The following is a 25,145-nucleotide window of genomic DNA, read 5'->3' as shown; positions in this document are numbered from 1 at the left end:
TCTCCCCCTATCGACGGATCGATGGATCGATGTTCTTGGTGGGTCTGCCGTGGCGGTGCTGGTGGTGCCGGTGGTGCTTTAAAGCTGTGCCAGCACGCTGGTGCTTGCCTGCACGGCACTGCGCCGGTGATAGAAATTCAGCGCGCGCAAGCCGCCCAGTTCTTCGCCACCGCCTGCGCGGCCCGGGCCGCCGTGCAGCGATTGCGGCATGACGTTGCCGTGGCCGGTATGCAGCTGGGCAACTTCGGGTGAGATCACGTGGACACGGCCATGGCTATCGGCCAGTTCCACGGCGGCTTGGGCCAGCGCCTCGGCATCGCTGCCGTAGAGCGATGCCACCAGCGAGCCCTGGCCCCGGCGCACGAGCGCCAGTGCATGAGCGCCATCGCGGTAGGGCACCAGCGTGGCCACGGGGCCGAACACCTCGGTGTCATGCACGCGATCGGCAGCGTCCGCATCGCGCGTACCTAGCAGCGTGGGCCCGACGCAGCAGGCCGCGGCCGGATCGGCATCGACCAGCGCGTGCGTCGCGCCGTCGTGCAGCACCTCGGCCTGTGCTTGCAAGTAACCCAGCCCTTCGCGCACCGAGGCGAGTTGCGCCCGGCTGACCAGCGCGCCCATGCGCACCGTTTCATGGCGGGGATTGCCCACGGTGACCCTGGCCAGCCGCGCGCCGATGGCGTCGGCGGCAGCGTCATACAGCGCCTCGGGCACGAAGATGCGGCGGATGGCCGTGCATTTCTGCCCAGACTTGACCGTCATCTCCCGCGCGGCTTCCCTGGCCAGCAGGTCGAACGCTTCGCTGCCGGCGGCTTCGCCGGGCAGCAGCAGGGCCGAGTTGACGCTGTCGGCCTCGATATTGACGCGCACCGAGCGCTGCGTCACCGCCGCATGCGAGCGGATCAGCGCGGCGGTCTGGGCCGAGCCGGTGAAGGAGACCACATCGAACGGCTGCAGCTGGTCCAGCAATCCGGCCGCGCTGCCGCATACCACCGACAGCGCGCCGGGCGGCAACACGCCAGCGTCCACCACGTCCCTGACCATGCGCTGGGTCAGCCAGGCGGTGGCCGTCGCGGGCTTCACGATCACGGGCACGCCCGCCAGCAGTGCTGGCGCGGCCTTTTCCCACAAGCCCCAGCTCGGGAAGTTGAAGGCGTTGATCAATAGCGCCACGCCGCGCGTGGGCACCTGCACGTGCTGCGACTGGAACAGCGGGTCCTTGCCGAGCCGCGCGGCGTCGCCGTCGATCAGGTAGCGCCGCTCCCCTAGCGTATCGCCGAGCTTGGCATAGGTGCCAAGCGTGAAGATTCCGCCATCGATATCCACGGCGGAATCGTTGTGCACGGTGCCGCTGTTGGCGGTGGCGATCTCATAATAGGCATCACGGTTGGCCTGCAGGATCTTGACGATGGCGGCCAGCATGGCGGCGCGTTCGCGGTAGGTCATGGCGCGCAAGGCGGCGCCGCCTTGCGCGCGCGCAAAGGCAAAGCCGGCGGCAAGGTCGAGCCCGGTGGCATCCACGCGCACCAGCGCATCGCCCAGCACCGGGTCGGACAGCGTTGCGCCGGCACCGGAGCCGGCTTGCCAGCGGCCGCCAAGATAGTTGGAAAGCAGTTCGGTCATGAAGGAAATCTCAGCGGGTGAAGTCGATGCGGCCGTCGGGCAGCAGGTAAAGCACGAGCGCGCGGCCGTGGCTGACGGTGGGGCGGTGTGCGCTGCCCGGCGGGCAGACCAGCCAGCCGGCGGGGCGGCCGTCGAATTCGGCGGCGGCGTCGATCGGCACGATCAGGTCGATCTCGCCATTGGGGTGCGTGTGATGCGGCCCGACGATGTCTTGCATGTCGACCACGTCGACGGAGAACCCGTGCAGGTCCTCGGCCGGCTTGAAGATGCGGCCGTAGCGGATGCCGCCGCCCTCGCGGTCGCACAGCCAGCCCTCGGCCACGCCGGCCTGGCAGGCCGCCTTGAGTTCGCTGTAAGTGGTGCTGCCTGCGCCATGCTCGGCATTCAGCCAGGTATCCAGGGCGGCATCGAGTGGGCGGCCGGCAATGCGGGCCGTGAGCCGCGCGATCTGCTCGCGCAATTCGGTGGGGGACATGGAAGGGGCTCCGTTAGACTCAGCCGGGTTGCATACCCGCGCTTCATGCATTATTGTGCATGTGTGAAACATAGAGCCACCAACAAATCATGTCAAGCACTATATTGCATGTTCCCGGGTTAACGCGGGAGGCTGCCGGCGAGCAGGACGCCGATGCCGCGCCAGGCAACGGTATGGCCGCGGAAGCCGGCGGGGTGGAGAAAAACGCCTTTCTCGCCGCATTGGGCGAGCGCGTGCGTGAGCTCCGCTCGCGCCGGGGGCTGACCCGCAAGGCCACGGCGCTGGCTGCCGGGGTTTCGGAGCGGCACCTGGCCAACCTGGAATACGGCAGCGGCAACGCTTCCATCCTGGTGCTGCTGCAGATCGCCTCGGCGCTGCATTGCTCGCTGGCCGAATTGCTTGGCGATGTGTCCACCTCGTCACCGGAATGGCTGCTGATCCGGGAGTTGCTGGAACACCGCGACGAAGGCACGCTGCGCCGCGTGCGCATTGCGGTCGGCGAGATGCTTGGCACCGGCGGCGGCAACGCCGCGCGCAGTCCGCGCGTGGCGCTGATCGGGCTGCGCGGCGCCGGCAAGTCCACGCTGGGGGCCATGCTGGCCGAAGACCTGGGCTTTCCCTTTGTGGAACTCAGCCGCGAGATCGAGAAGTTCGCCGGCTGCAGCATCTCCGAAATCCAGGGCCTCTACGGCATGAACGCCTACCGCCGCTACGAGCGGCGCGCGCTGGAGGAGGCCATCCAGATCTATCCCGAAGCAGTGATCGCCACGCCCGGCGGCCTTGTGTCCGACCCCGCCACCTTCAACCTGCTGCTGGCCCATTGCACCACGGTGTGGCTGCAGGCAAGCCCGGAAGATCACATGAACCGCGTGCGCGCCCAGGGCGACTTCCGCCCGATGGCCGCCAGCAAGGAGGCCATGGAAGACCTGCGCCATATCCTGGCTGGCCGCGCGGCCTTCTATTCCAAGGCGGAGTTCAGCGTCGACACCAGCGCCGAGCCGCTGGAACCGACCTTCCTGGCGCTGCGGGAGCGCGTGCGCTACGCATTGCAACTGCCGCTCTGACGCCTTGGCGATTAGATGCACAATATTGCTTGACTGAGTTTTTGTGAATGAACTATAGTTCTTTCACTAACACCCGATCCATGCACTATTGTGCTTCATTGCTGAGGAGACACAGCCATGATTACCGCCCCCCGCGTCGAATACCAGACTGATCCGTCCCAGTACAAGCACCTCAAGCTGAGCTTCGACGGCCCCATAGCGACGCTGGCGGTAGACATCGATGAGAACGCCGGCCTGCGTCCCGGCTACAAGCTCAAGCTCAACAGCTATGACCTAGGCGTGGACATCGAGTTGAACGATGCGGTCAACCGCATCCGCTTCGAGCATCCCGAGGTGCGTACCGTGGTGGTCACCAGCGGCAAGGACAAGGTGTTCTGCTCCGGCGCCAATATCTTCATGCTGGGCGTCTCCAGCCATGCCTGGAAAGTGAACTTCTGCAAGTTCACCAACGAGACGCGCAACGGGCTGGAGGATTCGTCGAAGCACAGCGGCTTGAAGTTCCTCGCCGCGGTCAATGGCGCCTGCGCCGGCGGCGGCTACGAGCTGGCGCTGGCCTGCGACGAAATCATCCTGGTCGACGACCGTTCCTCCGCCGTGAGCCTGCCCGAAGTGCCGCTGCTGGGCGTGCTGCCCGGCACCGGCGGCCTGACCCGCGTGACCGACAAGCGCCACGTGCGCCACGACCTTGCGGATATCTTCTGCACCACCACCGAAGGTGTGCGCGGCCAGCGCGCCAAGGACTGGCGCCTGGTGGACGATATCGCCAAGCCCGCCGTCTTTGCGCAAAAAGTGCAGGAGCGCGCCCAGGCCCTGGCCGCGCAGAGTGACCGCCCGGCCAACGCCAGCGGCGTGGCGCTGACCCCGCTTGCGCGCACGCTGGAGGCCGACGCACTGCGCTACACCTACGTCACCGTGGAGATCGACCGCGCGGGCCGCAAGGCGACCTTCACCGTGAAGGGCCCATCCGCCACGCAGCCGACGAGCGTCGCCGCCATCGCCGAGTCCGGCGCCGCCTGGTATCCGCTGCAACTGGCGCGCGAACTCGAAGACGCCATCCTGTCGATGCGCACCAACGAACTGGATATCGGCACCTGGCTGATCAAGACCGAAGGCGACGCCGCCAACGTGCTGGCGATGGACGCCACGTTGCTCGCCAACCGGGATCACTGGCTGGTGCGCGAAACCATCGGCCTGCTGCGCCGCACGTTCTCCCGCCTGGATGTGTCCTCGCGCAGCCTGTTCGCGCTGATCGAGCCGGGCTCGTGCTTTGCCGGCACCTTCCTGGAGCTGGCGCTGGCGTGCGACCGCAGCTACCACCTGGCGCTGCCGGACGACGAGGCGCGCGCGCCCAGGATCACCGTGGCTGAGACCAATTTCGGGCTGTACCCGATGGTGACCGGGCAGAGCCGCCTGGGACGGCGCTTCTACGACGAGCAACCGGCGCTGGACGCGGTGCGCGCCAAGGCCGGACAGCCGCTGGACGCCGACGCCGCATTCGCGGTGGGCCTGGTGACCGCCAACCCCGACGACATCGACTGGACCGATGAAGTGCGCATCGCGCTGGAAGAGCGCGCGGCCATGTCGCCGGATGCGCTCACCGGCATGGAAGCCAACCTGCGCTTCAACGGCCAGGAAAACATGTTCACCCGCATCTTCGGGCGGCTCACCGCCTGGCAGAACTGGATCTTCCAGCGCCCCAACGCGGTGGGCGAGAAGGGCGCGCTCAAGGTCTACGGCAAGGGCGACAAGGCCGCGTTCGACTGGAACCGCGTCTGACCTGACATCCCCGATATCGCCGATCCGGGTGATATCGCACCCGTAGCCGCACCCGAACCCGAACACGCCGCATCCAACGCATAGCCAGCCCGGAGACCATGATGTCCAGCATCAACTACAGCGACAAGATCCCCAACAACGTCAACCTCAGCGAAGACCGCACGCTGCAGCGCGCGCTCGAGCAATGGCAGCCCAACTACCTGAGCTGGTGGAACGACATGGGCCCGGATGGCTCTCAAGATTTCGACATTTACCTGCGCACCGCCATCAGCGTCGACCCGCAAGGCTGGGCGCACTTTGGCCACGTGAAGATGCCGGACTATCGCTGGGGCATTTTCCTGAACCCCGCCGAGGCCAACCGCAAGATCCACTTTGGCGACCACAAGGGTGAAGACGCCTGGCAGGACGTGCCCGGCGAATACCGCGCCAACCTGCGCCGCATCATCGTCACGCAGGGCGATACCGAGCCCGCATCGGTGGAACAGCAGCGCCACCTCGGCCTGACCGCGCCGAGCATGTACGACCTGCGCAACCTGTTCCAGGTCAACGTGGAAGAAGGCCGCCACCTGTGGGCCATGGTCTACCTGCTGCACAAGTACTTCGGCCGCGACGGCCGCGAAGAAGGCGAAGCGCTGCTGGAGCGCCGCAGCGGCCAGCAAGACAACCCACGCATCCTGCAGGCGTTCAACGAGCAGACGCCGGACTGGCTGTCGTTTTTCATGTTCACCTATTTCACCGACCGCGACGGCAAGTTCCAGTTGTGCGCGCTGGCCGAGAGCGCGTTCGATCCGCTCGCCCGCACCACCAGGTTCATGCTGACGGAGGAAGCGCATCACATGTTCGTCGGCGAGAGCGGCGTTTCGCGTGTGATCCAGCGCACCTGCCAGGTGATGAACGAGCTCAAGACCGACGACCCGGCCCGCTTGCGCGCCGCCGGCGTGATCGACCTGCCGACCATCCAGCGCTACCTGAACTTCCACTACAGCGTGACCATCGACCTGTTCGGCGCGGATGAGTCGAGCAACGCCGCGACCTTCTACAGCACCGGCCTGAAGGGCCGCTACGAAGAAGGCAAGCGCGCCGACGACCACGTGCTCAAGGGTCAGACCTACAAGGTCCTGCAGGCCAGCGGCGGCCAACTGGTCGAAAAGGAAGTGCCGATGCTCAACGCGCTCAACGAAGTGCTGCGAGACGACTACATCAAGGACAGCGTGGCCGGCGTGGAGCGCTGGAACCGTGTGATCGAAAAGGCTGGCATCCCGTTGCGCCTGAAGGTCCCGCACAAAGCCTTCCACCGCAATATCGGCGCGCTCTCGGGCGTGAAGATCTCGCCGGATGGCCGGGTGATCTCGGACGCGGAATGGAAAGCCAATGTCGACCAGTGGCTGCCTAGCGAGACCGACCGCGCCTATGTGGCCAGCCTGATGGGCCGCGTGGTGGAGCCCGGCAAGTTTGCCGGCTGGATCGCGCCGCCGGTAATGGGCATCAACCGCCAGCCGGTGGATTTCGAGTACGTGCGCTTCAACTGAGCGCCGCGAGTCGAAAGCCGAAAATCGAACGTCAAGAATCGCAAGAAGGCGGGGGCCCGGCGGGCTCCCGCGGCAAAAGGCCCCGGCCACAGGGGTCGCATCACCCCCGGAGTTCGCCATGGACATGTCCGACATCCAGGTCATCAGGCAGCACCTGATCGACCCCGAGATCTGCATCCGCTGCAATACCTGCGAGGCCACCTGCCCGGTCGCGGCCATCACCCACGATGCGCGCAACTATGTGGTCGACGCGGACAAGTGCAACGGCTGCATGGCCTGCATCTCGCCATGCCCGACCGGCTCGATCGACAACTGGCGCACCATGCCGCGCGCCAAGGCCTACGGCATCGTGGAGCAGTTTGGCTGGGACACGTTGCCTGACGAACTCTCCTCCGAGCAGCTTGCCGCGCAAGGCGTGGCGGCGGATGCCGAGCCGGTTCCCGAAGCCGCCCCGGCGTCATCGCTGGCGGCCGTCACCGGCGAAGACGGTTTCAACAGCGCCCAGTACGGCGCCACCGTGCCGCCGTGGTCGGCCGCCCACGCCTATACCAACCTCTATGGCGCCAAGGCCACCGCCCGCTCCGTTACGGCCACCGTGGTGGGCAATGCGCGCGTCACCGAGGTCGGGCGCGACTACGACACGCACCATATCGTGCTGGACTTCGGCACCGCGCCGTTTCCGGTGCTGGAAGGCCAATCGATCGGTATCGTGCCGCCGGGCGTGGATGCCAGCGGCCGCCCGCACCATGCGCGCCAGTATTCGCTGGCCAGCCCGCGCAATGGCGAGCGGCCGGGCTACAACAATATCTCGCTCACCATCAAGCGCGTGCTGGAAGACCACCAAGGCAACCCGGTGCGCGGCGTGGCATCGAACTATATGTGTGATCTGCAGGTGGGCGACAAGGTGGAAGTGATCGGGCCATTTGGCGCGAGCTTCCTGATGCCCAACCATCCGCGCTCCCATATCGTGATGATCTGCACGGGCACCGGCAGCGCACCGATGCGCGCGATGACGGAATGGCGCCGGCGGCTGCGCAAGTCCGGCAAGTTCGAGGGCGGCAAGCTGATGCTGTTCTTCGGCGCGCGCACGCAGGAGGAGCTGCCTTACTTCGGCCCGCTGCAAAGCCTGCCCAAGGACTTTATCGATATCAACTTCGCGTTCTCGCGCACCCCGGGGCAGCCCAAGCGCTATGTGCAGGACGTGATGCGCGAGCGCGCGGCCGACCTTGGGCAACTACTGGCGGACCCGAACACCTGCTTCTACGTCTGCGGGCTCAAGAGCATGGAGGAGGGCGTGGTGCTGGCCTTGCGGGACGTGGCGCAGCAGGCGGGTTTGTCGTGGGACACGGTGGGCGCCGCGCTCAAGAAGGACGGGCGGCTGCACCTGGAGACGTACTGATTCCCTGAGGATGCGCGCCGCGTCCCCGAGCCCTGGTGCGGGCCCGGTCCGGTTACGCCACCAGCTTGCTCAGGCTTTCCACCGTCTTGATGCAGGCCTGCGCCGCCTCGCGGCCCTTCACGACGAAGTGCTCGCTGAAGAATTTGCGGTGGTCTTCGTGATCGTGGAAGCTTTTCGGCGTCAGCACGGCGGAAAGCACGGGCACCTGCGTATCGAGCTGCACGCGCATCAGGCCGCTGATGACGGCGTCCGCGACAAACTCGTGGCGGTAGATGCCGCCATCGACGACAAAGCCCGACGCCACGATCGCCGCATAGCGCCCGGTGTCCGCCAGCTTGCGTGCATGCAGCGGGATCTCGAACGCGCCAGGCACTTCAATCACGTCCACCGCCTCGCGCGCTACGCCGCGCGCGGCCATTTCAGCGAGGAAGGCGTCGCGGGCCTGATGAACGATATCCGCGTGCCATTGCGCGTGGATAAACGCAAAGCGCCAGGCCGGATTGACGGGAGCGGTGTCCTGGAGGTCGCGGTGGTCGCGCTGGACAGGAGAAACTAGCTGATTCATGGTCTTCATCGGAAGAGTGGGTTACCAGAATCAGGGCGCACGAGTTTACTCCCCCGGCGCCGGGAGACGGAGCGGGGAACAGAAACATCGCGCTCTCTTTCATCCGGACTATGACCGTCGGCTTCGGAGTTGCACCGAATCTGCTGACCCCGGCTCTCGGAGACTTCGAGGAGAGCCGGGCGCTCGCGGGCTTATGCGAAAAAATCGCCATCACCGCCGGTGGGGACTTTCACCCCGCCCTGAGAACGCTGATGCAGGCGCGAAGCCTGCAACGCAGCGATGATACACCGTGATGCGATTGTGAGTTTGGCGTGGCTCAGGCCTGCCGTTTGGCCGTCATGCGCCCGGCATTGTTTTTCTCAGGGCTGTTCGTTGACGATGCGCGGGCTTGCGGCCGGCATCGGTTTGCGGTTGCGGCGCGTCTTCACGTCCAGCCACCAGCGATCCGCGGCGTGCGCTTGCAGGATGCTGACGGCCTCGCCCATGCGCGGGGTGCTGACTGGAACGCCGCGCGCGGCGGCCAGCGCGATGATGCGGTCGAAGGGCTCGTGCCAGGCGTGCATGGCCAGGTCGAAGGTGCCGTTGTGAATCGGCAGCAGGCAATTGCCATTCAGGTCGATATGCGCCTGCAGGGACTGCTCAGGCTGCATGTGCACGGCGGGCCAGTTCACGTCGTAGGCGCCGGTTTCCATGAGCGTGAGATCAAATGGGCCGTAGCGCTCGCCGATGCGCTTGAAGCCGTCGAAGTAGCCCGTGTCGCCACTGAAGAACACGCGCAGATCGGTATGCAGAATCACCCACGACGCCCACAGCGTACGGTTGCCGTCAAACGGCGTTCGCCCGGAAAAATGCTGCGCCGGTGTCGCGACAAAACGCACGCCTTCCACCTCGGTGGTCTGCCACCAGTCGAGCTGCCTCACCTTGCCCGCGTGGATTCCCCAGTCGATCAGGCGATCCCCCACGCCGAGCGGCGTCAGGAAGTGCTCGGCCTTGTCCGCCAGTGCCATGATGGCCGCGCGGTCCAGGTGATCGTAGTGATCGTGCGAGAGGATCACCGCCTTGATGGGCGGCAAGTCGTCGATGCTGATCGGCGGTTGATGGAACCGCTGCGGGCCAGCCCACTGCACCGGCGAAGCGCGCTCGCTAAAGACCGGATCCGTGATCCAGAAAGCGTTGCCTAATTTCAGCAGCACGGTCGAATGCCCAAGCCGAAACACCGTGTTGTCCGGCGCGGCGAGCAGGTCAGCCTGCGTCAGCGTTTGCACCGGAACCGGGCCGGCTGGCTGGGTGTCCGCGGGTTTGTCGAAGAGAAAGCGCCAGGCGATGCCCAGTGTCTTGAGCAAGCCGCCTTTCGGCGGCCTGGCCAGGGCGCGAGCCTGGCTCGCGCGCGATTCCGGCGACTGGGTGTAGCGCTGACGGCTGACGGGGCGGGGCGAATGATTGGTCATGATGGCAATCAGGATCCAAGGTGGGGGAGCAGGGCAAGCGGCGGGGGCGTTCCATCCAGCTTCGATTTGCAAAAACTGTACTGCACAGTGTAGTTTCCATTTTCTGGAAAGTAAACTTGTCGGTGTAAAATTACCCATTTCCCCAACGCCAAGGCCCCCAGGAACGCCATGCCCCCAGCCCAACGCCTGACGGATCGCAAACGCGAAGCCATCGTTCAGGCCGCCATCGCCGAGTTCCGCGACAACGGCTTCGAAGCCACCAGCATGGACAAGGTCGCCGCCCGGGCAGCGGTTTCCAAACGCACGGTGTACAACCACTTCGCCAGCAAGGACGAGCTGTTTGCCGAGATACTTTCCCAGCTATGGGAGAGCAGCCAGGGCGAACTTGACATGGCTTACGCGAGCGACCAGCCGGTGGATGCGCAGTTGCGCGAGCTGGTGCGCCTGAAGATGAACATGCTCAACAACGCTAGCTTCATGGACCTGGCACGCGTTGCCATCGCCGAGACCATCCACTCGCCGGAGCGGGCGAGGGAAATGGTCGCCAGGCTGGGCGAGCGGGAAGAGGGCATCCATGTCTGGATACGCGCGGCGCAGGCCGACGGCAAGCTGAAAGCGGCGGATGCCGCCTTTGCGGCCTGTCAGCTGCAGGCGCTGATCAAGGCGTTTGCCTTCTGGCCGCAAATCACCATGGGACAGCCGCCGCTGGATGCGGCGATGCAGCGGCAGGTGGTGGATTCGGCGGTTGCGATGTTTCTCGCGCGGTATGGGGTGGCTCGGGCTTGAAGGGTTTTGCCATTCCACGCCGCTGATTGGCGCTACATATCCCTGCGCGCTGCAAGCACGCCTGCAAGCTCTCCCAGGCGCCGGACGCCATTCCCGATGCGATCGTTCCACTCGGATCCAGCGCTCAAGCGAAGGCAATTACGGAATCCTTGGCTCGCAGAAAAAACATCGCCAGGCGCAAAGCAGATGCCTTGCTCCAGCGCCTCGTCGAACAGCACGCAGGCTTGCCACCGAGCTCGTCTCGGGCAAGCGTTTCGCCGCGCTTGGCCACAGCGGTAAGGGCGAGCGTTACCGCCTCCGTGCAGCCGATGGTGATAAGCATGTCGTCGGGTGACAACGCATGTCCGAAGCGCATTGTGCCCGCTTCGCCATTTCCTGACGCAGTCGTGTGCCCCCCTGCGGGGCGCAAGGCGGCTACGTGGCTGCGCAGGGGCACCGCGTCGGGCGAGATGGACGGGTCAGGATCAGCGTCGACGAGAACGGAAAGGTACGTGTCGGCGGCTCTTGTGTCACGTGCGTGGAAGGCTCGCTCATGCTTTAGAAATTGAGCAATTGGATGAGTTCACAGTCAACGCCTTGTCCTATAATAGTTGACTACACAATCATTGATGGAACAATAAAATGATTTCGCAGCCTCACGAGGCGCATAGCAGCGGGCAGGTGCTGCCATTCCGCGAGTCCCTGCTGGCCATGCTGGGTATCGCGTTCGTGGTCATGTTGGTCGCACTTGACCAGACCGTGGTCGGCACCGCGCTGCCGACCGTGGTGGCGGAGTTGCAGGGGTTTGAGTACTACGCCTGGGTGGCGACGGCCTATCTGCTGATGTCGGTGATCACGGTGCCGATCTTCGGGCGGCTGGGCGATTACTACGGGCGAAAGCCCTTCGTGATGGCGTCCATTGTCGTGTTCACGCTGGCTTCCGCGCTGTGCGGCATGGCGACGAGCATGCCGTTCCTGGTGCTTGCGCGCGGCCTGCAGGGCATTGGCGGCGGCATGTTGGTGGGCACTGCCTTTGCTTGTATCCCTGACCTGTTCCCCGACTCGCATGTGCGCTTGCGCTGGCAGGTAATGATGAGCGCGGCGTTTGGCATTGCCAATGCGGTGGGGCCGTCGCTTGGCGGCGTGCTGACCGAGGCCTACGGCTGGCGCTCGGTGTTCTATGTGAACTTGCCGGTGGGCTTGCTGGGGTTGTGGTTTGCCTGGCGCTACCTGCCGCACTTGCGCCAGCAGGCCAATACCGGCGCGATCAAGGTGGATTGGCTCGGCGCAGCGTTGATCGGCGTGGGGCTGGGCGGCTTGCAGTTGTGCGTGGAGTTGATGCCCGAGCGTGGGTTCGGGCTGGTCACCGGCGGCTTGCTGGTGATGTCGGTGTGCGCCTTGGTTGGGTTATGGCAATGGGAGCGCCGCACGCCGAACCCGATCCTGCCGCTGGAGATGTTCCGCAATCCCGGGCTGGCGCCGTTGTTCCTGCTGGCCGTGTTCGTCGGCTTCGCGATGTTCTCGTTACTACTCTACGCGCCGCTGCTGTTCCAGGGGGGCTTTGGCTATTCGCCGAAGGAGGCGGGCGTGCTGGTGACCCCGCTGGTGGTGTGCATCACCGTGGGCAGTATCATCAATGGGCGCATCATCACCCGCATCCGCCAGCCTAACAATATGCTGTATGCGGGATTCGGCATGCTGGCGCTGGCTTGCCTTGGGCTGTCCCAGGCGACGCGCGGGATGTCGCACCATTTGTTGCTGGGCATGATGCTGCTATGTGGCTTCGGGCTCGGTTTCATCATGCCCAACCTGACGGTGTTCGCGCAGCAGACCGCGGGCCGCGAGCATCTGGGCATTGCCACGGCGATGCTGCAGTCGCTGCGCATGGTCGGCGGCATGATTGGTACCGCCGTGGTGGGCACATTGGTCACTCGCAGTTACCTCAGTGGCGTGCACGATGCGCTGCAGAGCGCTGGTGCCGGGCAGTGGCAGGCGCGCATGGCGGATCCGCAGATCCTGATCGACCGTGCTGCGCAGGCAAGCCTGCTGTCGCAGCTGGAGGCGGCCGGGCACAATGGCGCCCTGTTGCTGGAGCAGGCCCGGCTGTCGCTGGTTGGGGCTATCCATATGGGGCTGGCGCTGGCTGCGGTGATTGCGGTGCTGGGCCTGTGGCGTTCGCGGCGGGTGCCGCCGATCAAGCTGGAGCGTGCCGTCAAGCCGGTCATGGCAACGGAGTAGGGCGGGGCGCGGGGCTAGCCGATAATGTGGGGAGGTTGCCCGTCGCGTGACGGTGCCCCAAGCAGGAGATTGGAGTGGAATTGGAGCGTCAAAGCCTGGCTGTGCTACAGCAGTTCGGGCGAACTTACCGGGCCTATGCCGCAGCTTTCGAGCAGCGCATCGGCCATCCCTTGCCACGCTGGCGCATTCTGTCCGCGTTGTACGCCCATGCCGGGCCCATCGCGCAGAAGCCCCTTGCCGACCGCGTCGGCATGGACCCGGGCGCGCTCACGCGCCAGCTCAAGGCGCTGCAGGAGCTCGGCTGGGTCGAGCGCAACACCAGCGAGCGCGACAACCGCGTGACCAACGTCACCCTGTCGGCGCTCGGCCATGGCGTTGTGGAGCAGGCATTGCCGCTGCGCTCGGCATTTCTGCAGGATGTGCTGGAAAACGTCTCCGAGACCACCATGCGCAATCTGTCCAAGGGCCTGGAAGAGCTTGAGGGTGGCATTGCCGAAGCGGTGCTGCGCACACAGCAGGACAAGGCGGACGCCGTGTGAGCGCGGCATCCGCGACGACCTTGGCCCAACCGTACTGACTACCCAGCCCTTGCTACGGCCGAGCCGGTTGCAGCCTCAACGGCACCGTCCATATCTCGGCCAGCAGCACGCCCAACACCGTGAGCATCCCTCCGACCGCGTGATAGGGCGCGAGCGATTCGCCCAGCAAGCCCGCCGCAATCAGCGCGGTGAGCAAGGGGATCAGGTTGAAGAACATGCTCGCACGGCTTGGCCCGATGCGGGCGACGGCGTGCATCCACACCAGCGGTGCAACCATCGACGCCATCAGCCCGGCGAACCCCACCAGGGGGAGATTGGCGGCCGAGAGCCCCATCTTTGGCGTGAGCAGGTATAGCGGCAGCAACGCGATGACGGCGGCGACGATCTGCAGGTAAAGCATTTGCAGTGCCGGCACGTCTTTCATCTTCCAGCGCTTGAGCAAGATCACATAGACCGCGTAGGCCAGCATGGCCAGCAGCATCAGTGCGTCCCCGAGGTTGGCGCCGCTGGTCAGCAGGCTGCCTAGGTCGCCGGACGATACGACCACCAGCACGCCGGCGATCGACAGCACGGACCCCGCCACGGCGCCGGCGGTCAGGCCCTGCCCCAGCAGCAAGATCGACAATGCCAGCACCATCATCGGCGTGAGCGAGCCGATGATGCCCATGTGCGTGGCGGTGGTCAGGTAGGCGGCATAGTAGGCCAGGCACTGATAGGCCACCATGCCGAGCAGGCCCAGCACGGCGATCCGCCACAGTCCGGGCCGGATCGCGGCCCAGTTGCGCAGCACGGGGCGCAGTGCCAGCGGCGTGAAGAGCACGGCGGCCAGGAGCCAGCGGTAGAAGCTGATCTCGGCCGGCGCGATGGTGCCGGCGGCCATTTTGCTGACGACGGTGTTGCCCGACCAGATCACGACGGCCAGGAGCGGAAAGGCGTATTGCCACATGAGCGCTTTCTCTGATGTGTATGGCTCGCTATCATGAGCGCGTCCGTGTTGATCTATATAGCTCAATCAGGACATCTCGACCGGAATTCCGGACTCTGTCTTGCGGACCCAAAGAACATGGCTATGGCCGACAAGTGGCGTTTCCTGCCGATCCTGGATGTCGAAGGGATGGAGGGCCCCTTCTACCTGCGCTACGACGAGTTCGGCGCCGATACCCTGGCGCAGGCGCACAGCCATAGCTGGGGTCACCTGAACTACGCCGCGCACGGCTCGATGCAGATGGAAACCGTAGGCATGCGGCTGCTTTCCCCGCCGCAGTACGCGATATGGATTCCGCCAAAGGTGGTGCACAGCTGCACGTTGCGCCACGCGATCGTTTACCGCTCGATCTACATCGAGCCCGGCCTATGCGCGCAACTGCCGGCCGAGCCCTGCACGGTGCGCATCAGCCCGATCATCAAGAGCGTGCTGGCGGACTTTGCCGCGCGCGACGTGCATGTGCCGCGCACGCCGGCCGATCTTCGGCTGGCGCATGTGGTGGTCGACCAGCTTGCCGTGGCGCCGGTGCAGCGCTGCTACCTCCCGGCGGCAACCACGCCCGCCCTGGCCGCCGTGCTGGAGGCGCTGCAGGCCGATCCCGGCGACCATCGCACGCTGGCCGAATGGGCCGCCAGCGTACACATGACCGAACGCACCCTTGCGCGCCGTTGCCAGCACGAGCTGGCCATGTCCTTCGGCGACTGGCGCCAGCGCCTGCGTTTCCTGCGTGCTATCGATGCCCTGGAGGCGGGCCGCAGCGTGCAGGAGATCGCGTTTGAACTCGGCTACAGCACGGCATCCGCGTTTATCGCGATGTTCCAGCGCGAGGCTGGCGCCACGCCGGAGCAGTACCGGCGCGAGTTTTGTGGCATTGCGTGATGTTTGCGCTTACCGCGTGCCGCTGAACAGCGCCGCGATGGCCAACGGGTTGGACGGGAAATACAGATGCGTGTAGGACGCCGTCAGCGCGCCCTGCCGGAACACCGCCTCGCCCCGCGACCCGTCGCGCGGCACGGTGGCGTGGCAGTAGGGCGCCAGCGGGGTTTGCGCGCTGGAGTAATGGAAGGTGTGGCCGCGCAGGGTGCCTTCGGGCAGTGCCAGTTGTTGATGGCCGAGCGCGGCAAGGCGCCGTTGCATTGTCACTGTGCCAGGCAGCAGGCCCGCCACGGCGTGGCTATCCCCGGCCTTGTCGACCAGCGTCTCGAACAACGCCATCATGCCGCCGCATTCGGCGAGGATCGGCAGGCCGTTGGCATGGGCGTGGCGCAGGGCGGCCAGCATGCCTGTGTTGGCCGACAGGCGCGCGGCGTGCAGCTCGGGGTAGCCGCCGGGCAGCCAGAGCGCATCGCAGGCGGGCAAGGCAGCGTCGTCGAGCGGGGAGAAGAACGCCAGCCGGGCGCCAAGCGCCTGGAGCGTATCCAGGTTGGCAGGGTAGAGAAAGCGGAACGCGGCGTCGCGGGCGATGGCGATGGTCTTGCCGGCCAGCAGCGGCGGCAGCACGGGCAGCGGCGGTGCCGCGGCGATCTCCACGGCCGCAGGCAGGGTGCCGATGGGTTGCCCGGCAAGTGCATCCGCGAGGCGGTCCAGCCGCGCGTTGAGGTCGGGCAGTTCATCGGCCGCTAGCAGGCCCAGGTGCCGCTCGGGCAGCGATGCCGCGTTGTCGCGCGCCAGCGCGCCGGCCCAGGCGATATGCGCTGGCAGGCTCTCTTGCAGCATGCTGGCATGCCGCGGGGAGGCCACCCCGTTGGCAAGCACTTGCATGGAGGCCAGCGGCTGGCCGTAGCCAGCGAGGCCGAAGGCCAGCGCGCCGAACGTCTGCGCCATTGCGCAGGCCTGGATCACGCTAAGCACCGGCAGGCCGAAATGGCGTGCCAGGTCGGCGCTGCTGGGGGTGCCGTCGTGCAGGCCCATGACGCCCTCCACCAGGATCAGGTCGGCTTCGGCCGCTGCCTGGGCAAGGCGCGCCGCGGCGTCTTCGGCGCCGGTCATCCACAAGTCGAGTGAGTGGACCGGCGCGCCGCTGGCAGCCGCGAGAATGGAGGGATCGAGGTAATCGGGGCCGCTCTTGAAGACGCGAACGGTGCGGCCGGCCCGGCGGTGCAGCCATGCCAGCGCGGCCGTCACGGTGGTTTTGCCCTGGCCCGAGGCCGGCGCCGCCACCAGCATGGCGGGCACGCGCAGGGGCCTTGCTGCATCGGATCGGGTGCCTGGAACGGCGCGTGCAGTGGTTGCGGCAAAGTTGGACATGGAGAGGACGTTGGCTGGCTAAGTGGCGGGGCTGGCAGAAACGGCTGCCTGCGCGGCGCTGCGATTATAGCCAGTCGGACTGGCTGGCCGGCGGGCTCTCCTGAGGACGATCCGGGTTCGGCAGCACCAGCCCCTGTTGCGCCGCGAAGTCGAACAGCTCGCGCTCATTGCTGGCCCCAAGCTTGCGCATGGCGCTGTTTTTCTGGCGGCTGATGGTCTTGACGCTGCGGCTCAGCTGCCCGGCAATCCCGGTGATCGAGTTGCCGCTGAGGTAGAGCCGCATGACTTCGGACTCGCGTACCGACAGGCACAGGGCGCCGGCGCGGCCGGGTGCGTAGTGGGCGCCGGACTGATCCAGCACGCGCGCGGCGGAGTCACCGATAAAGCGCAGCCCGCGCTCGACGCGGATGATGGCGGTGACCAGTTCGTCCAGCTGCGAGTCCTTGAGCAGGAGGCCATGGGCGCCCGCGTTCAGGATGGCACGCAGGACCAGCGGGTTGGTGATCATGGTGAGCACCACCACGCCTAGCGCCGGAAAGTGCCGCCGCAGGCTGGCTAGCAGGCGGATGCCATCGCTCGCGTTGCTGCAGGGCATGTGGTAATCGGTGACGACGATATCGGGCCGGAATGCGCGCACGGCCTGCAGCAGCTCGGCGGAGCTGTGGACGTCGGCGCAGACCTCCCAGCCGGTTTGGTTCCGCAACTGGCTCCTGACTGCTAGCGTAATGGCGGGATGGTCATCGGCGATCAAGATTTTCAAAGGCATGGCAATGCTCCTGCGCAAGCGCAGGCACGCGCGGTGTCCGGGCCGCACATGCCTGGCGCGAGCTGGAAGGACTTGCGGCACGGATGCCGCGAACATGAAAAGGGAGTGCTTCGATTCGCGCTGGGCGGCGCTTGCCGCAAGTGGATCGCGCCCTTGAAAAAAAGCGCCGCGCGGCTTTTCGCCGGCGGCGCGAACAGCACAGGAACAAAGCACCTCCAGGCGCATGCTTTGCTCGGACGAACAGGAAGCGGGAGGTGCCCACGAAGCATAAGCGTTGGCTTCGGCGTCAGGACTGAGACTATTCTCAATTTTGAGAGGAGGGCGCGGAAGCTCTCAGGGGCCAGCGGGCGTGGCGAGCCGCAAGCCGACACGCCGTGGCGCGGCGTGCTTCAGGGGCAGCAGGGTCAGGCTGCGTAAGCAGCGGTGCGCGTCTCGTGCGACAGGTGACGACGGTCGATGGCGGCGACGGGATCATGCAGCACGGCGCTGCCGATCTCCATGATGCCGCGCAGTGCATTGCCGGCGCGGACCGGCGCCCAGAAATGCAGGGCCGCCCATTCCGGGAAGCTGCTGGGTGGCGCCAACAGGCGTGTTTTGTGTTTGCGTGTCACTAGTGGCACGTTGAAGTCCAGCAGCGGACAGATGCCGCCCGCGGCAAGCAGCAGCGCAACTTGCGTGTGCCACGACGGCACCACGGTTTCCCGGTAGGCGGGATCGTGCGCGAGCCGGTTCAGGAAACCCTGCAGCGGGCTGCCGGGCTCGGTGTCTTCCTGCAGCAGTATCCACTCATGCCGGCCTTGCGCATCCTCGACGCCGCCTGGCCGCACCACGCTGACCAGGCGGCGCGGCGTGGCCATGATGTTGTGCAGCGCGACGTCCTCTGGCACGAAGTGGCTATCGACCACGAAGGCACAGTCCAGCTCGCCGCTGCCAAGCTGGGCGGCCAGCGCGGCGTCGGCAAAGACCGGCCGCGTCATGAAGCGGTCATCCGGGAACTGCTCGCACAAGGCCGTGAGGATCTCGGTGATGACCGGATCGCCGATCGACGGCGAAAACCCGATGGAGATGCGGCGGTGCGGGCTTGTTTCCTCGGCGACGGGGCCGGGCGGGCGTACCAGGTGCGCCCATTTTGACAAGATCTGGCGGGCGGTCTGCTCCAGCCGCAAGGCATGCGCGGTAGGTTCCAGCGTGCCATTGCGCTTGATGAAAAGGGGGTCGCCGGTGATTTCGCGCAGCCGCGCGAGGCTGTAGGCAATGGTCGGAACCCGGCCTTGCGTGCAGGCGGCGACGGCGCTGAGGTCACGATATTCCATCAACAAAACAAAAACGTGCAAGAGCTTGGTGCTGACATGCCGCATGGTGACTTCTCCCGATTCGAAACTTGTTTTTTGTTTTCTTCTCTGCCTCTCCGCCTGAGCCTCTCGCAGCACCATTGCATTCGTAAGGCGTGGCGATCTTCAAAATCTACCGGCTAACTGGGGGAAACTACGACGCAGTGCGGCTTGCATGTGGCCCGGTATGTAGAAGCAACGCTGAAAAATGACCAGCCGACCGGCTACGCGTTGCGCTTATCGTCACCAGTCCGCGCCGGGGCGCGAGGCCCGGTTGCTGGAGATCGAAATTTAGTTAATGCTGGACAAGATTAATACATAACTTTGAAACTTGCCAGTATTCCTTCGGAAGTAATCTCATAAATTCAAGTCAAAAAGTACTTTTTGTCATGACATAAAGACATTAAAAATATTTGTGTCATTCGCTTCATAACTTTGTGCAATAAGGTGCGTTGTGCGACGCAAAATCAGCTTTTTTTCGCTTATCACGATTTCTTTGCGGTTGCGTGACAGTAAAAAATCGAAGCAGAGAATCGGGAAATGGACTATCAAATTTTGGCAATTCGATCTAGTTTTTTTATGCCTTTTTCCAGCTTGGCACGTGATGGCGTTGGATTTCAAAAAATGTTTTTATCGATAAATTTAAATGTTGAATTGCTTTTTCTGTCATGGGTGATATGCTCAAAGGTTGGCTTGCATCGCCGTAGGTTGCGGGTCAGGCGGGGGCTGCCTCGTGGCGGGTTGTCTCTCCAATTTGCTTAACTCGCGGCTTGAACACACTGAATTGCCTTTTGCGGTGCGGATGGTAACTTTGCGGCAGGGGTAGAAGTGGTCTCGCTCGGGCATTGGCACGAGCGGCCTTTGCTAGCGGAGGCAGTCAGTGAACAGACGTTTCTCGGAGGAGCAGATCCGCGGCTACCTGGCGGAAGCCGCCACCGGCGTGCCGGTGCGCGAGCTATGCGCGCGCTATGGTTTTAGCGACGCTTCCTTCTACGGCTGGCGCATCAAGTACGGCCAGGGTGCCGGCAGCGAAGCGCGCGACAGCCGTAAGTTGCGAGACCTGCAGGAGGAAAACACCCGCCTCAAGAGTATGCTTGCAGATGCGCTGCTCAAGCTTGAGCTGCTGCGCAATCGCACGGGTCGGGCTGGCAACGGCAAGGAACGAAGCTAAGTCTGGTTCGTCCCGCATTGTCGGCGGCTGCCGCCACCCGAGGAGGGACATCGGAAACATGTGGTTTTTCGAGCCGGCAGGGCGACCCCTGGAACATCGTCATGGAAGGCGCAATGCGTCCCCGCTGTGGAGAACTGAACATGAAACGGGCTTCGATCATCATGGCTGCCGCACTGGGCCTGGGGCTGCCTGCGGGCCAGGCTGCCACCGCGGCCGAGTTGGAGGTGCCTGCACCGATGGTCGCGCCGCCGCCGCCGCGGCTCTTGCTGGATACCGCCACCGACAATGTCGGGCCGGCGGCTGACGGCACCCTCACGCCATCCCAGCGCACCCGTTGCCAGGGCTTGCTCGACAAGATCAACGCACTGCCCGCGGGGGCGCAATGGACCACCGGCAAAGCCACGGTGACCAGCGCGGATGGCAGCACCCATCCCAATATCGAGCGGCAAGCGGAACGCAAGAAGCTCGATGAGGCGTATCGCCAGGAATGCGCGCAGGAAAGAAAGTAATCTCTATTTTGCGCGGCAGCGGTCTGGCGTAATCGTGACTTCTCCCAGCGCACGGTTGCCGATTCCCGCATAGCGATAGTTCAGCGTGACACCCAGCTGGCCCAGTACCGGCACATCCGGGTTGCGGCAGATGCCGCGCTCGAGCACGGGGCGGGCGCTCGCCATGAACGCCACGGTGCCCTCGCGGGTCGCATCCACGCCAACCAGGCTGAGGCGGAACTGCACGCGCTTGCCTGGCGAGACGCTGCATCCCTCCAGCCGCGTCGCGGCGTCCAGCGTGAATGGCCCGGCGCGAGTCAGTTCCTGGCATGCCGTGTTGAGTTCCGCATCTGAGCTGGCCACGCTGCCGGTGAGGCGTGTCACGCCACTCATGCCGGTGCTTCTGCCATCGACGGTGCCTAGCAGCAGTCTCGCCAGCGTTGACAGCGAGGCCGGTGCGTTGGCCTGCGCGGCGGCCGCAGGCGTCAGTCCGGTCACCATCAGGAAGCCAAGCGGCGCCAGGCCCGCGCGCACGGCAGAAGAAAAGTCCCGCATAGACATACAGGTACCGGAAGCGATGTCGAGCGCCAGCGGCATGGCCGCAGGGTGATGTCCTCCTGAAGGCTAGCCCGCATACGGCGGCATAGTCTGAACATAGCCGCGTTTGCACGGGCTTGCTGTCGGCGTCTGTCCTACGCAACCGAGGCGCCCGCGGTGCGCACGCTTCTGGCGGTGTCCAGCCGGGACTGGCCCGGAGCGGAGGCGGACGGGCTATCCGTCGCCGGTTCGGGCGGGCGTAGCGGCACCCGCTCGGGGTCTTCATAGACGGAGCCCAGCCCAGCCGGATCGACGATGCGCAATTGCCGCTGCCGCACGGTGATCAGCCCGACCGTGGCAAAACGCGCCAGCAGACGGGATACGGTTTCCAGCGTCAGTCCCAGGTAGCTGGCGATATCGTTGCGCGACATCGCCAGGGTCAGCGCCGCTCCGGCATTGCCCCGGCGGCGTTGTTCGCCGGCAAGGTCGAGCAGCAGCATAGCCAGCCGCTGGGCGGCTTTCATCGATCCGATCGCGACCAGCAGCGTGCGCTCGCGCTCGGCATTGCGGCGCAACGTGCTGAGCATTGGCTCGCGGTACTCGGCGCTGAGCAGGTGCGCGCGTGCCGTCTCCACCGGCACCACGCAGCAGCGCGTGTCCTGCATGGCCACTGCGCTGGTGCAATGGGCCTGGCCATCGAGATCTTCCAGCCCGAGCACTTCGCCCGGGTGCGCGAAGGCGGTGACCTGGCGCCAGCCAAGCGGGGACTCGAACACGGATTTGGCGCTGCCGTCGCGCACGGGAAACACGGCCAGCACAGGCCGGCCCTGGCGATGCACCGTTTCTCCGGCGCGCCAGAGCATGCTGGCCGGGGCCAGGCTGCGCTGCCGCCGATCGTTTGCAACTGACGCTTCCGAGTTGCGGCAGATTGGCTGGAACAAGCACAGCGAGCAGCTTGGAAACGCTGCGTCGGGCGTGGTCATGACATTCTCCGTTTGCCTGCGATACACGCAAACGCAGTATAACCGCACGCCTTTTGCCGCTATCTCTTAGTGATCTGCATTCTTTCGTCGGCTGAATTCAGTGTTTTGGTAATTGTGGGCGCGAACGGAAGTGCATCTGCGGGCGCATGCCGGATTAGATGAAAGAATCTAATGTCTTGTCTTCATAACATGTGATGGAAAAGCGACAGCAAGCGCCGGGTTGTCGTGTGCTATGCTGCATCGCAACAATATCGATAGCAGGAGTCTTCATGACCAAAAGCCTTTCGGCGGACTGGCATGCGCAGCTCCGGCAGATCAGCCGGGCGCAACCCCAGTCCGCGCACCATCTCAAAACGTGGTTCAACCGTATCGCTACCCTTAATCCCGCAGCGCCCCGTCTTCGGGCGCGTTCGCCGGCGCCGCTGCCTTTGCCGCCGCGCCACCCCTTGCCCGGAGAATGGGCTCCCCACCACCACCGCCTCGCGCCGCTGCCGGGTGAGCTGGTGCCTCGCTTGCCCTACTGGCTATACGTGCCTTCCGGCGCGCCCAAGCGGCCTATGCCGCTGGTGGTGATGCTGCATGGTTGCCGGCAGACGCCGGAAGATCTCGCGGCGGGCACGCGCATGAACGCGCTTGCCGAGCGCGAAGGCTTCATGGTGGCCTATCCCCAGCAGCCCCTGCGGCGCCAGATGCAGCGCTGCTGGCAGTGGTTCGACCTGGGTGCCACCGAAGGCGGCCGTGAGGCGCAGGCGCTGGCGGTATTGATCGATGCGTTGGCGGCCAGGCGGGACGTCCGTGCCGACCAGGTGTATCTGGCGGGCTTGTCCGCGGGCGCCAGCATGGCGGCGGTCGTGGCCTTGCGCTATCCCGAGAAGATTGCCGCCGTGGGCCTGCATTCCGGGGTCGTGATCGGTGCGGGCCACACGGCCAGCGACGGCTTGCGTGCCATGCAGCACGGCACGCAAGCCGACCCGGCGATGTTGCTGGATGCCGCCGGCGTGACGCCGGGCGGACCGAAGATGCCGGCCATCGTGCTGCACGGCATGGACGACGGTGCGGTGCATCCCATCAACGCCCGCTTGCTTGCGCGCCAGTTCCTGGCCTACAACGGCATGAACGACCGGGTCGAGGAGCGGATGAATGGCGCTGCGGTGCGGCACCTCACCGGCGCGGAGCAGGAAGCCGCTGTGGCGGCGGATGCTGATGCCGGTGTGGCGCAGGCTGACAGCGCCAACGGCCAGCCAGCCAGTCTCCTGCTGCCGGCCGGGGACTACCTGGAAGCCAGCTTCGGCACCTGGAACCGTGAACTGGTCGAGCTGTGCGAGGTTGCGGGCCTCGATCATGCCTGGAGCGGCGGCGATGGCGACTACCCCTACCATGCGCCGATCGGCCCCGACGCCAGCGCGTTGATGTGGGCGTTTTTCAAGCAGCATCGCCGCTAGCGCTGGCCAGCGCATGGGCGTAAAAAGGGAGGGCGCGGATGCGGCCCTCCTTTTTCTTTCACGGCCGGCGTGTGGCTTAACGCCGGCGCAGCCGTTGCCATCAGGTTCAGGCGAGCGATCGGTCCTTGACGAACAGCGCCGTCGCCATGCCCAGCAGGCACAACGCCACCACGTAGTAGGCCGGGGCCAGCGGATCGTTCTTGAGCATCAGCGTCACGATCATCGGGGTCAGCCCGCCGAAGATCGCGTACGACAGGTTGTACGAGAACGACAGCCCGGAGAACCGCACCTGGGCCGGGAACGCCTTGACCAGCACATACGGCACCGCGCCGATGGTGCCCACGAAGAAGCCGGCTACTGCGTACAGCGGGATCAGCAGGTCCGGGCGTGTGTGCAGGGTGCTATAGAACACGTACGAGCTGATCGCCAGCAGCAGGCCGCCAACGAACAGGGTGACCCGCGGGCCCACCTTGTCGGCCATCAGGCCGGCCACCACGCAGCCGACCGTCAGGCACAGCGTGGCCACGCTATTGGCTACCAGCGCGGTGCGCGCATCGAAGCCATAGATCTTCTGCAGGAAGGTGGGCGTCATCAGGATCACCACCACGATGCCCGCGGACAGCATCCACGTCAGCAGCATCGATACCGCCACCGCGCCGCGGTGATCGCGCACCACCGTCTTGAGCGGCATTTCCGCGGCCAGCGCCTTGCGCTTCTGCAGCTCGGCGAACACCGGGGTTTCGTGCAGCCAGCGGCGTAAGTACATGGAGCCGATGCCGAACACACCGCCCAGCAGGAAAGGCATGCGCCAGCCCCAGTCGACAAGCTCGGCCGGGGTGAAGATGGTATTGACGCCGGTGGCCACCAGGGAGCCCAGCAAGATGCCGGCCGTCAGGCCTGCGGTCAGCGTGCCGCAGGCATAGCCGGTGCGGCGCGCCGGTACGTGCTCGGAGACGAACACCCAGGCGCCGGGCACTTCGCCGCCAACCGCCGCGCCCTGCATCACGCGCAGCAGCAGCAGTGCCAGGGGCGCCAGCAGGCCGATCGCATGGTAAGTCGGCAGCAGGCCCATCAGCAGTGTCGGCACCGACATCAGCAGGATGGAAAGCGTGAACATCTTCTTGCGGCCAAGCAGGTCGCCGAAGTGGGCCATGATGATGCCGCCCAGCGGGCGCGCCAGGTAGCCGGCGGCAAAGATGCCGAAGGTCTGCAACTGGCGCAGCCAGTCCGGCACCGACGGCGGGAAGAACAACTGCCCGATGACGGTGGCGAAGAAGACAAAGATGATGAAGTCGTAGAACTCGAGCGCCCCCCCGAGGGCGGCAAGGGCAAGCGTCTTGTAATCCTGTCCGGTCAGCGGGCGCGCTTGCTGGCTGTGCGCGCTATCTGCTCCGGCAGTACTGCTGATGGTAGGCATGAGGAGACTCGCATGGAAATGGTTCGCATGCGAAGCGCGCAACACGGTTGACGTGGAGGGTTCTGGCCGGAGGATACAGCGCGGGAGAAGCAGGCACTAAGTGGCGGATAAGCCGCTGGCATGCGACGAGACGCTTCGCAAAGGCGTGACGATACCAGATCGGCGTTGAACCGGCGCCAGAAGGCGCGCTTGCATTCCTTTCTGGACCGTTCTGAAATCCTTTTTAATTCCCTTTGAATGCCTTTGCTTTGCCCCCAAGCGTTGCGATAATGTCGTTAAAAAGTGAAATCCGGGCCACAAAGTGGCCGATCCGGCTGGTGGCACCGTGTGGAATGCTTGCTCCATCGTGCTCTCCAG

The 25,145-nt window shown here is 65.2% G+C and carries 23 protein-coding genes and 1 riboswitch; of the genes, 11 read left to right on the top strand and 12 right to left on the bottom strand.

Annotated features, from left to right (window positions below):
• Positions 1-78 precede the first annotated feature (78 nt).
• Both F7R26_RS33740 and F7R26_RS33735 read right to left on the bottom strand, forming a co-directional pair.
• Positions 79-1,623 (bottom strand): 3,4-dehydroadipyl-CoA semialdehyde dehydrogenase, encoded by a 1,545-nt coding sequence (locus F7R26_RS33740; RefSeq protein WP_150987340.1) that lies wholly within the window; start codon positions 1,621-1,623, stop codon positions 79-81.
• A 10-nt stretch (positions 1,624-1,633) separates the two neighbouring features.
• Positions 1,634-2,098 (bottom strand): DUF4863 family protein, encoded by a 465-nt coding sequence (locus tag F7R26_RS33735; protein ID WP_150987342.1) that lies wholly within the window; start codon positions 2,096-2,098, stop codon positions 1,634-1,636.
• Positions 2,099-2,187: 89 nt separating this feature from the next.
• Between F7R26_RS33735 and F7R26_RS33730 the strand changes: the two genes are divergently transcribed.
• The 4 genes from F7R26_RS33730 to boxA all read left to right on the top strand — a co-directional run bounded on the left by F7R26_RS33730 (position 2,188) and on the right by boxA (position 7,866).
• Positions 2,188-3,162, top strand: a complete 975-nt coding sequence (locus F7R26_RS33730; protein ID WP_150987344.1) for a helix-turn-helix transcriptional regulator — start codon at positions 2,188-2,190, stop codon at positions 3,160-3,162.
• A gap of 117 nt (positions 3,163-3,279) precedes the next feature.
• Entirely contained in the window at positions 3,280-4,938 is a 1,659-nt protein-coding gene (boxC, locus tag F7R26_RS33725) for a 2,3-epoxybenzoyl-CoA dihydrolase (RefSeq protein WP_150987345.1), read from the top strand.
• Between the two features lie 101 nt (positions 4,939-5,039).
• The gene (gene boxB, locus F7R26_RS33720) at positions 5,040-6,467 is read left to right on the top strand and encodes a benzoyl-CoA 2,3-epoxidase subunit BoxB (RefSeq protein ID WP_150987451.1); all 1,428 of its coding nucleotides are present in this window, start codon (positions 5,040-5,042) and stop codon (positions 6,465-6,467) included.
• A gap of 118 nt (positions 6,468-6,585) precedes the next feature.
• On the top strand, positions 6,586-7,866 hold the full coding sequence (gene boxA, locus F7R26_RS33715) for a benzoyl-CoA 2,3-epoxidase subunit BoxA (RefSeq protein ID WP_150987347.1): 1,281 nt from the start codon (positions 6,586-6,588) through the stop codon (positions 7,864-7,866).
• A 52-nt stretch (positions 7,867-7,918) separates the two neighbouring features.
• Here boxA and F7R26_RS33710 read toward each other — a convergent pair whose 3' ends face one another.
• Both F7R26_RS33710 and F7R26_RS33705 read right to left on the bottom strand, forming a co-directional pair.
• Positions 7,919-8,431 carry a 6,7-dimethyl-8-ribityllumazine synthase gene (locus F7R26_RS33710; protein ID WP_253928463.1) on the bottom strand — a complete coding sequence of 171 codons (513 nt, stop codon included), beginning with the start codon at positions 8,429-8,431 and terminating at the stop codon, positions 7,919-7,921.
• An 87-nt stretch (positions 8,432-8,518) separates the two neighbouring features.
• A riboswitch (FMN riboswitch) is annotated at positions 8,519-8,682 on the bottom strand.
• Positions 8,683-8,790: 108 nt separating this feature from the next.
• On the bottom strand, positions 8,791-9,879 hold the full coding sequence (locus tag F7R26_RS33705) for an MBL fold metallo-hydrolase (RefSeq protein ID WP_150987350.1): 1,089 nt from the start codon (positions 9,877-9,879) through the stop codon (positions 8,791-8,793).
• 168 nt (positions 9,880-10,047) lie between these two features.
• Between F7R26_RS33705 and F7R26_RS33700 the strand changes: the two genes are divergently transcribed.
• Positions 10,048-10,665 carry a TetR/AcrR family transcriptional regulator gene (locus F7R26_RS33700; RefSeq protein WP_150987353.1) on the top strand — a complete coding sequence of 206 codons (618 nt, stop codon included), beginning with the start codon at positions 10,048-10,050 and terminating at the stop codon, positions 10,663-10,665.
• A 124-nt stretch (positions 10,666-10,789) separates the two neighbouring features.
• On the opposite strand, the gene F7R26_RS33695 is transcribed toward F7R26_RS33700, so the two are convergent.
• Positions 10,790-10,987 (bottom strand): hypothetical protein, encoded by a 198-nt coding sequence (locus F7R26_RS33695; RefSeq protein ID WP_170301918.1) that lies wholly within the window; start codon positions 10,985-10,987, stop codon positions 10,790-10,792.
• A 299-nt stretch (positions 10,988-11,286) separates the two neighbouring features.
• Here F7R26_RS33695 and F7R26_RS33690 point away from each other — a divergent pair, with 299 nt between their 5' ends.
• Together F7R26_RS33690 and F7R26_RS33685 are read left to right on the top strand one after the other, a co-directional pair.
• A complete protein-coding gene (locus F7R26_RS33690; RefSeq protein WP_150987355.1) occupies positions 11,287-12,882 on the top strand; it encodes an MFS transporter in 1,596 nt (531 codons plus the stop codon).
• A 74-nt stretch (positions 12,883-12,956) separates the two neighbouring features.
• Positions 12,957-13,421 carry a MarR family winged helix-turn-helix transcriptional regulator gene (locus F7R26_RS33685; protein WP_150987357.1) on the top strand — a complete coding sequence of 155 codons (465 nt, stop codon included), beginning with the start codon at positions 12,957-12,959 and terminating at the stop codon, positions 13,419-13,421.
• Positions 13,422-13,473: 52 nt separating this feature from the next.
• Here F7R26_RS33685 and F7R26_RS33680 read toward each other — a convergent pair whose 3' ends face one another.
• Positions 13,474-14,367, bottom strand: coding sequence for a DMT family transporter (locus tag F7R26_RS33680; RefSeq protein ID WP_150987360.1), 894 nt, complete (start codon positions 14,365-14,367; stop codon positions 13,474-13,476).
• 123 nt (positions 14,368-14,490) lie between these two features.
• On the opposite strand from F7R26_RS33680, the gene F7R26_RS33675 reads away from it, so the two are divergent.
• On the top strand, positions 14,491-15,285 hold the full coding sequence (locus F7R26_RS33675; protein WP_150987453.1) for an AraC family transcriptional regulator: 795 nt from the start codon (positions 14,491-14,493) through the stop codon (positions 15,283-15,285).
• A gap of 9 nt (positions 15,286-15,294) precedes the next feature.
• On the opposite strand, the gene F7R26_RS33670 is transcribed toward F7R26_RS33675, so the two are convergent.
• From F7R26_RS33670 to F7R26_RS33660, 3 genes are all read right to left on the bottom strand, one after another.
• Positions 15,295-16,572 carry a cobyrinate a,c-diamide synthase gene (locus F7R26_RS33670; protein ID WP_150987455.1) on the bottom strand — a complete coding sequence of 426 codons (1,278 nt, stop codon included), beginning with the start codon at positions 16,570-16,572 and terminating at the stop codon, positions 15,295-15,297.
• Between the two features lie 145 nt (positions 16,573-16,717).
• On the bottom strand, positions 16,718-17,419 hold the full coding sequence (locus F7R26_RS33665) for a response regulator (protein WP_150987362.1): 702 nt from the start codon (positions 17,417-17,419) through the stop codon (positions 16,718-16,720).
• A 404-nt stretch (positions 17,420-17,823) separates the two neighbouring features.
• Complete coding sequence (locus F7R26_RS33660; RefSeq protein ID WP_150987364.1) at positions 17,824-18,777, bottom strand: LysR family transcriptional regulator; 954 nt, start codon at positions 18,775-18,777, stop codon at positions 17,824-17,826.
• An 853-nt stretch (positions 18,778-19,630) separates the two neighbouring features.
• On the opposite strand from F7R26_RS33660, the gene F7R26_RS33655 reads away from it, so the two are divergent.
• Entirely contained in the window at positions 19,631-19,921 is a 291-nt protein-coding gene (locus F7R26_RS33655) for a transposase (RefSeq protein WP_150987366.1), read from the top strand.
• Positions 19,922-20,061: 140 nt separating this feature from the next.
• Entirely contained in the window at positions 20,062-20,430 is a 369-nt protein-coding gene (locus tag F7R26_RS33650; RefSeq protein ID WP_241754633.1) for a hypothetical protein, read from the top strand.
• A 3-nt stretch (positions 20,431-20,433) separates the two neighbouring features.
• Here the strand turns inward: F7R26_RS33650 and F7R26_RS33645 are convergent, their stop codons facing one another.
• Positions 20,434-20,970, bottom strand: a complete 537-nt coding sequence (locus F7R26_RS33645; protein WP_241754632.1) for a hypothetical protein — start codon at positions 20,968-20,970, stop codon at positions 20,434-20,436.
• A gap of 131 nt (positions 20,971-21,101) precedes the next feature.
• Positions 21,102-21,929: a Crp/Fnr family transcriptional regulator gene (locus F7R26_RS33640; RefSeq protein WP_150987370.1), complete on the bottom strand. Its 828-nt coding sequence runs from the start codon at positions 21,927-21,929 to the stop codon at positions 21,102-21,104.
• Between the two features lie 269 nt (positions 21,930-22,198).
• On the opposite strand from F7R26_RS33640, the gene F7R26_RS33635 reads away from it, so the two are divergent.
• Positions 22,199-23,371, top strand: a complete 1,173-nt coding sequence (locus F7R26_RS33635; RefSeq protein WP_150987373.1) for an extracellular catalytic domain type 1 short-chain-length polyhydroxyalkanoate depolymerase — start codon at positions 22,199-22,201, stop codon at positions 23,369-23,371.
• A gap of 106 nt (positions 23,372-23,477) precedes the next feature.
• Here the strand turns inward: F7R26_RS33635 and F7R26_RS33630 are convergent, their stop codons facing one another.
• The gene (locus F7R26_RS33630; protein ID WP_150987375.1) at positions 23,478-24,788 is read right to left on the bottom strand and encodes an MFS transporter; all 1,311 of its coding nucleotides are present in this window, start codon (positions 24,786-24,788) and stop codon (positions 23,478-23,480) included.
• Positions 24,789-25,145 lie beyond the last annotated feature (357 nt).

It is taken from the genome of Cupriavidus basilensis (genome assembly GCF_008801925.2).
Lineage (GTDB): Bacteria > Pseudomonadota > Gammaproteobacteria > Burkholderiales > Burkholderiaceae > Cupriavidus > Cupriavidus basilensis.
The sequence above is the reverse complement of the archived record's forward strand: the minus strand, read 5'-3'. Positions and strand labels throughout refer to the sequence as shown.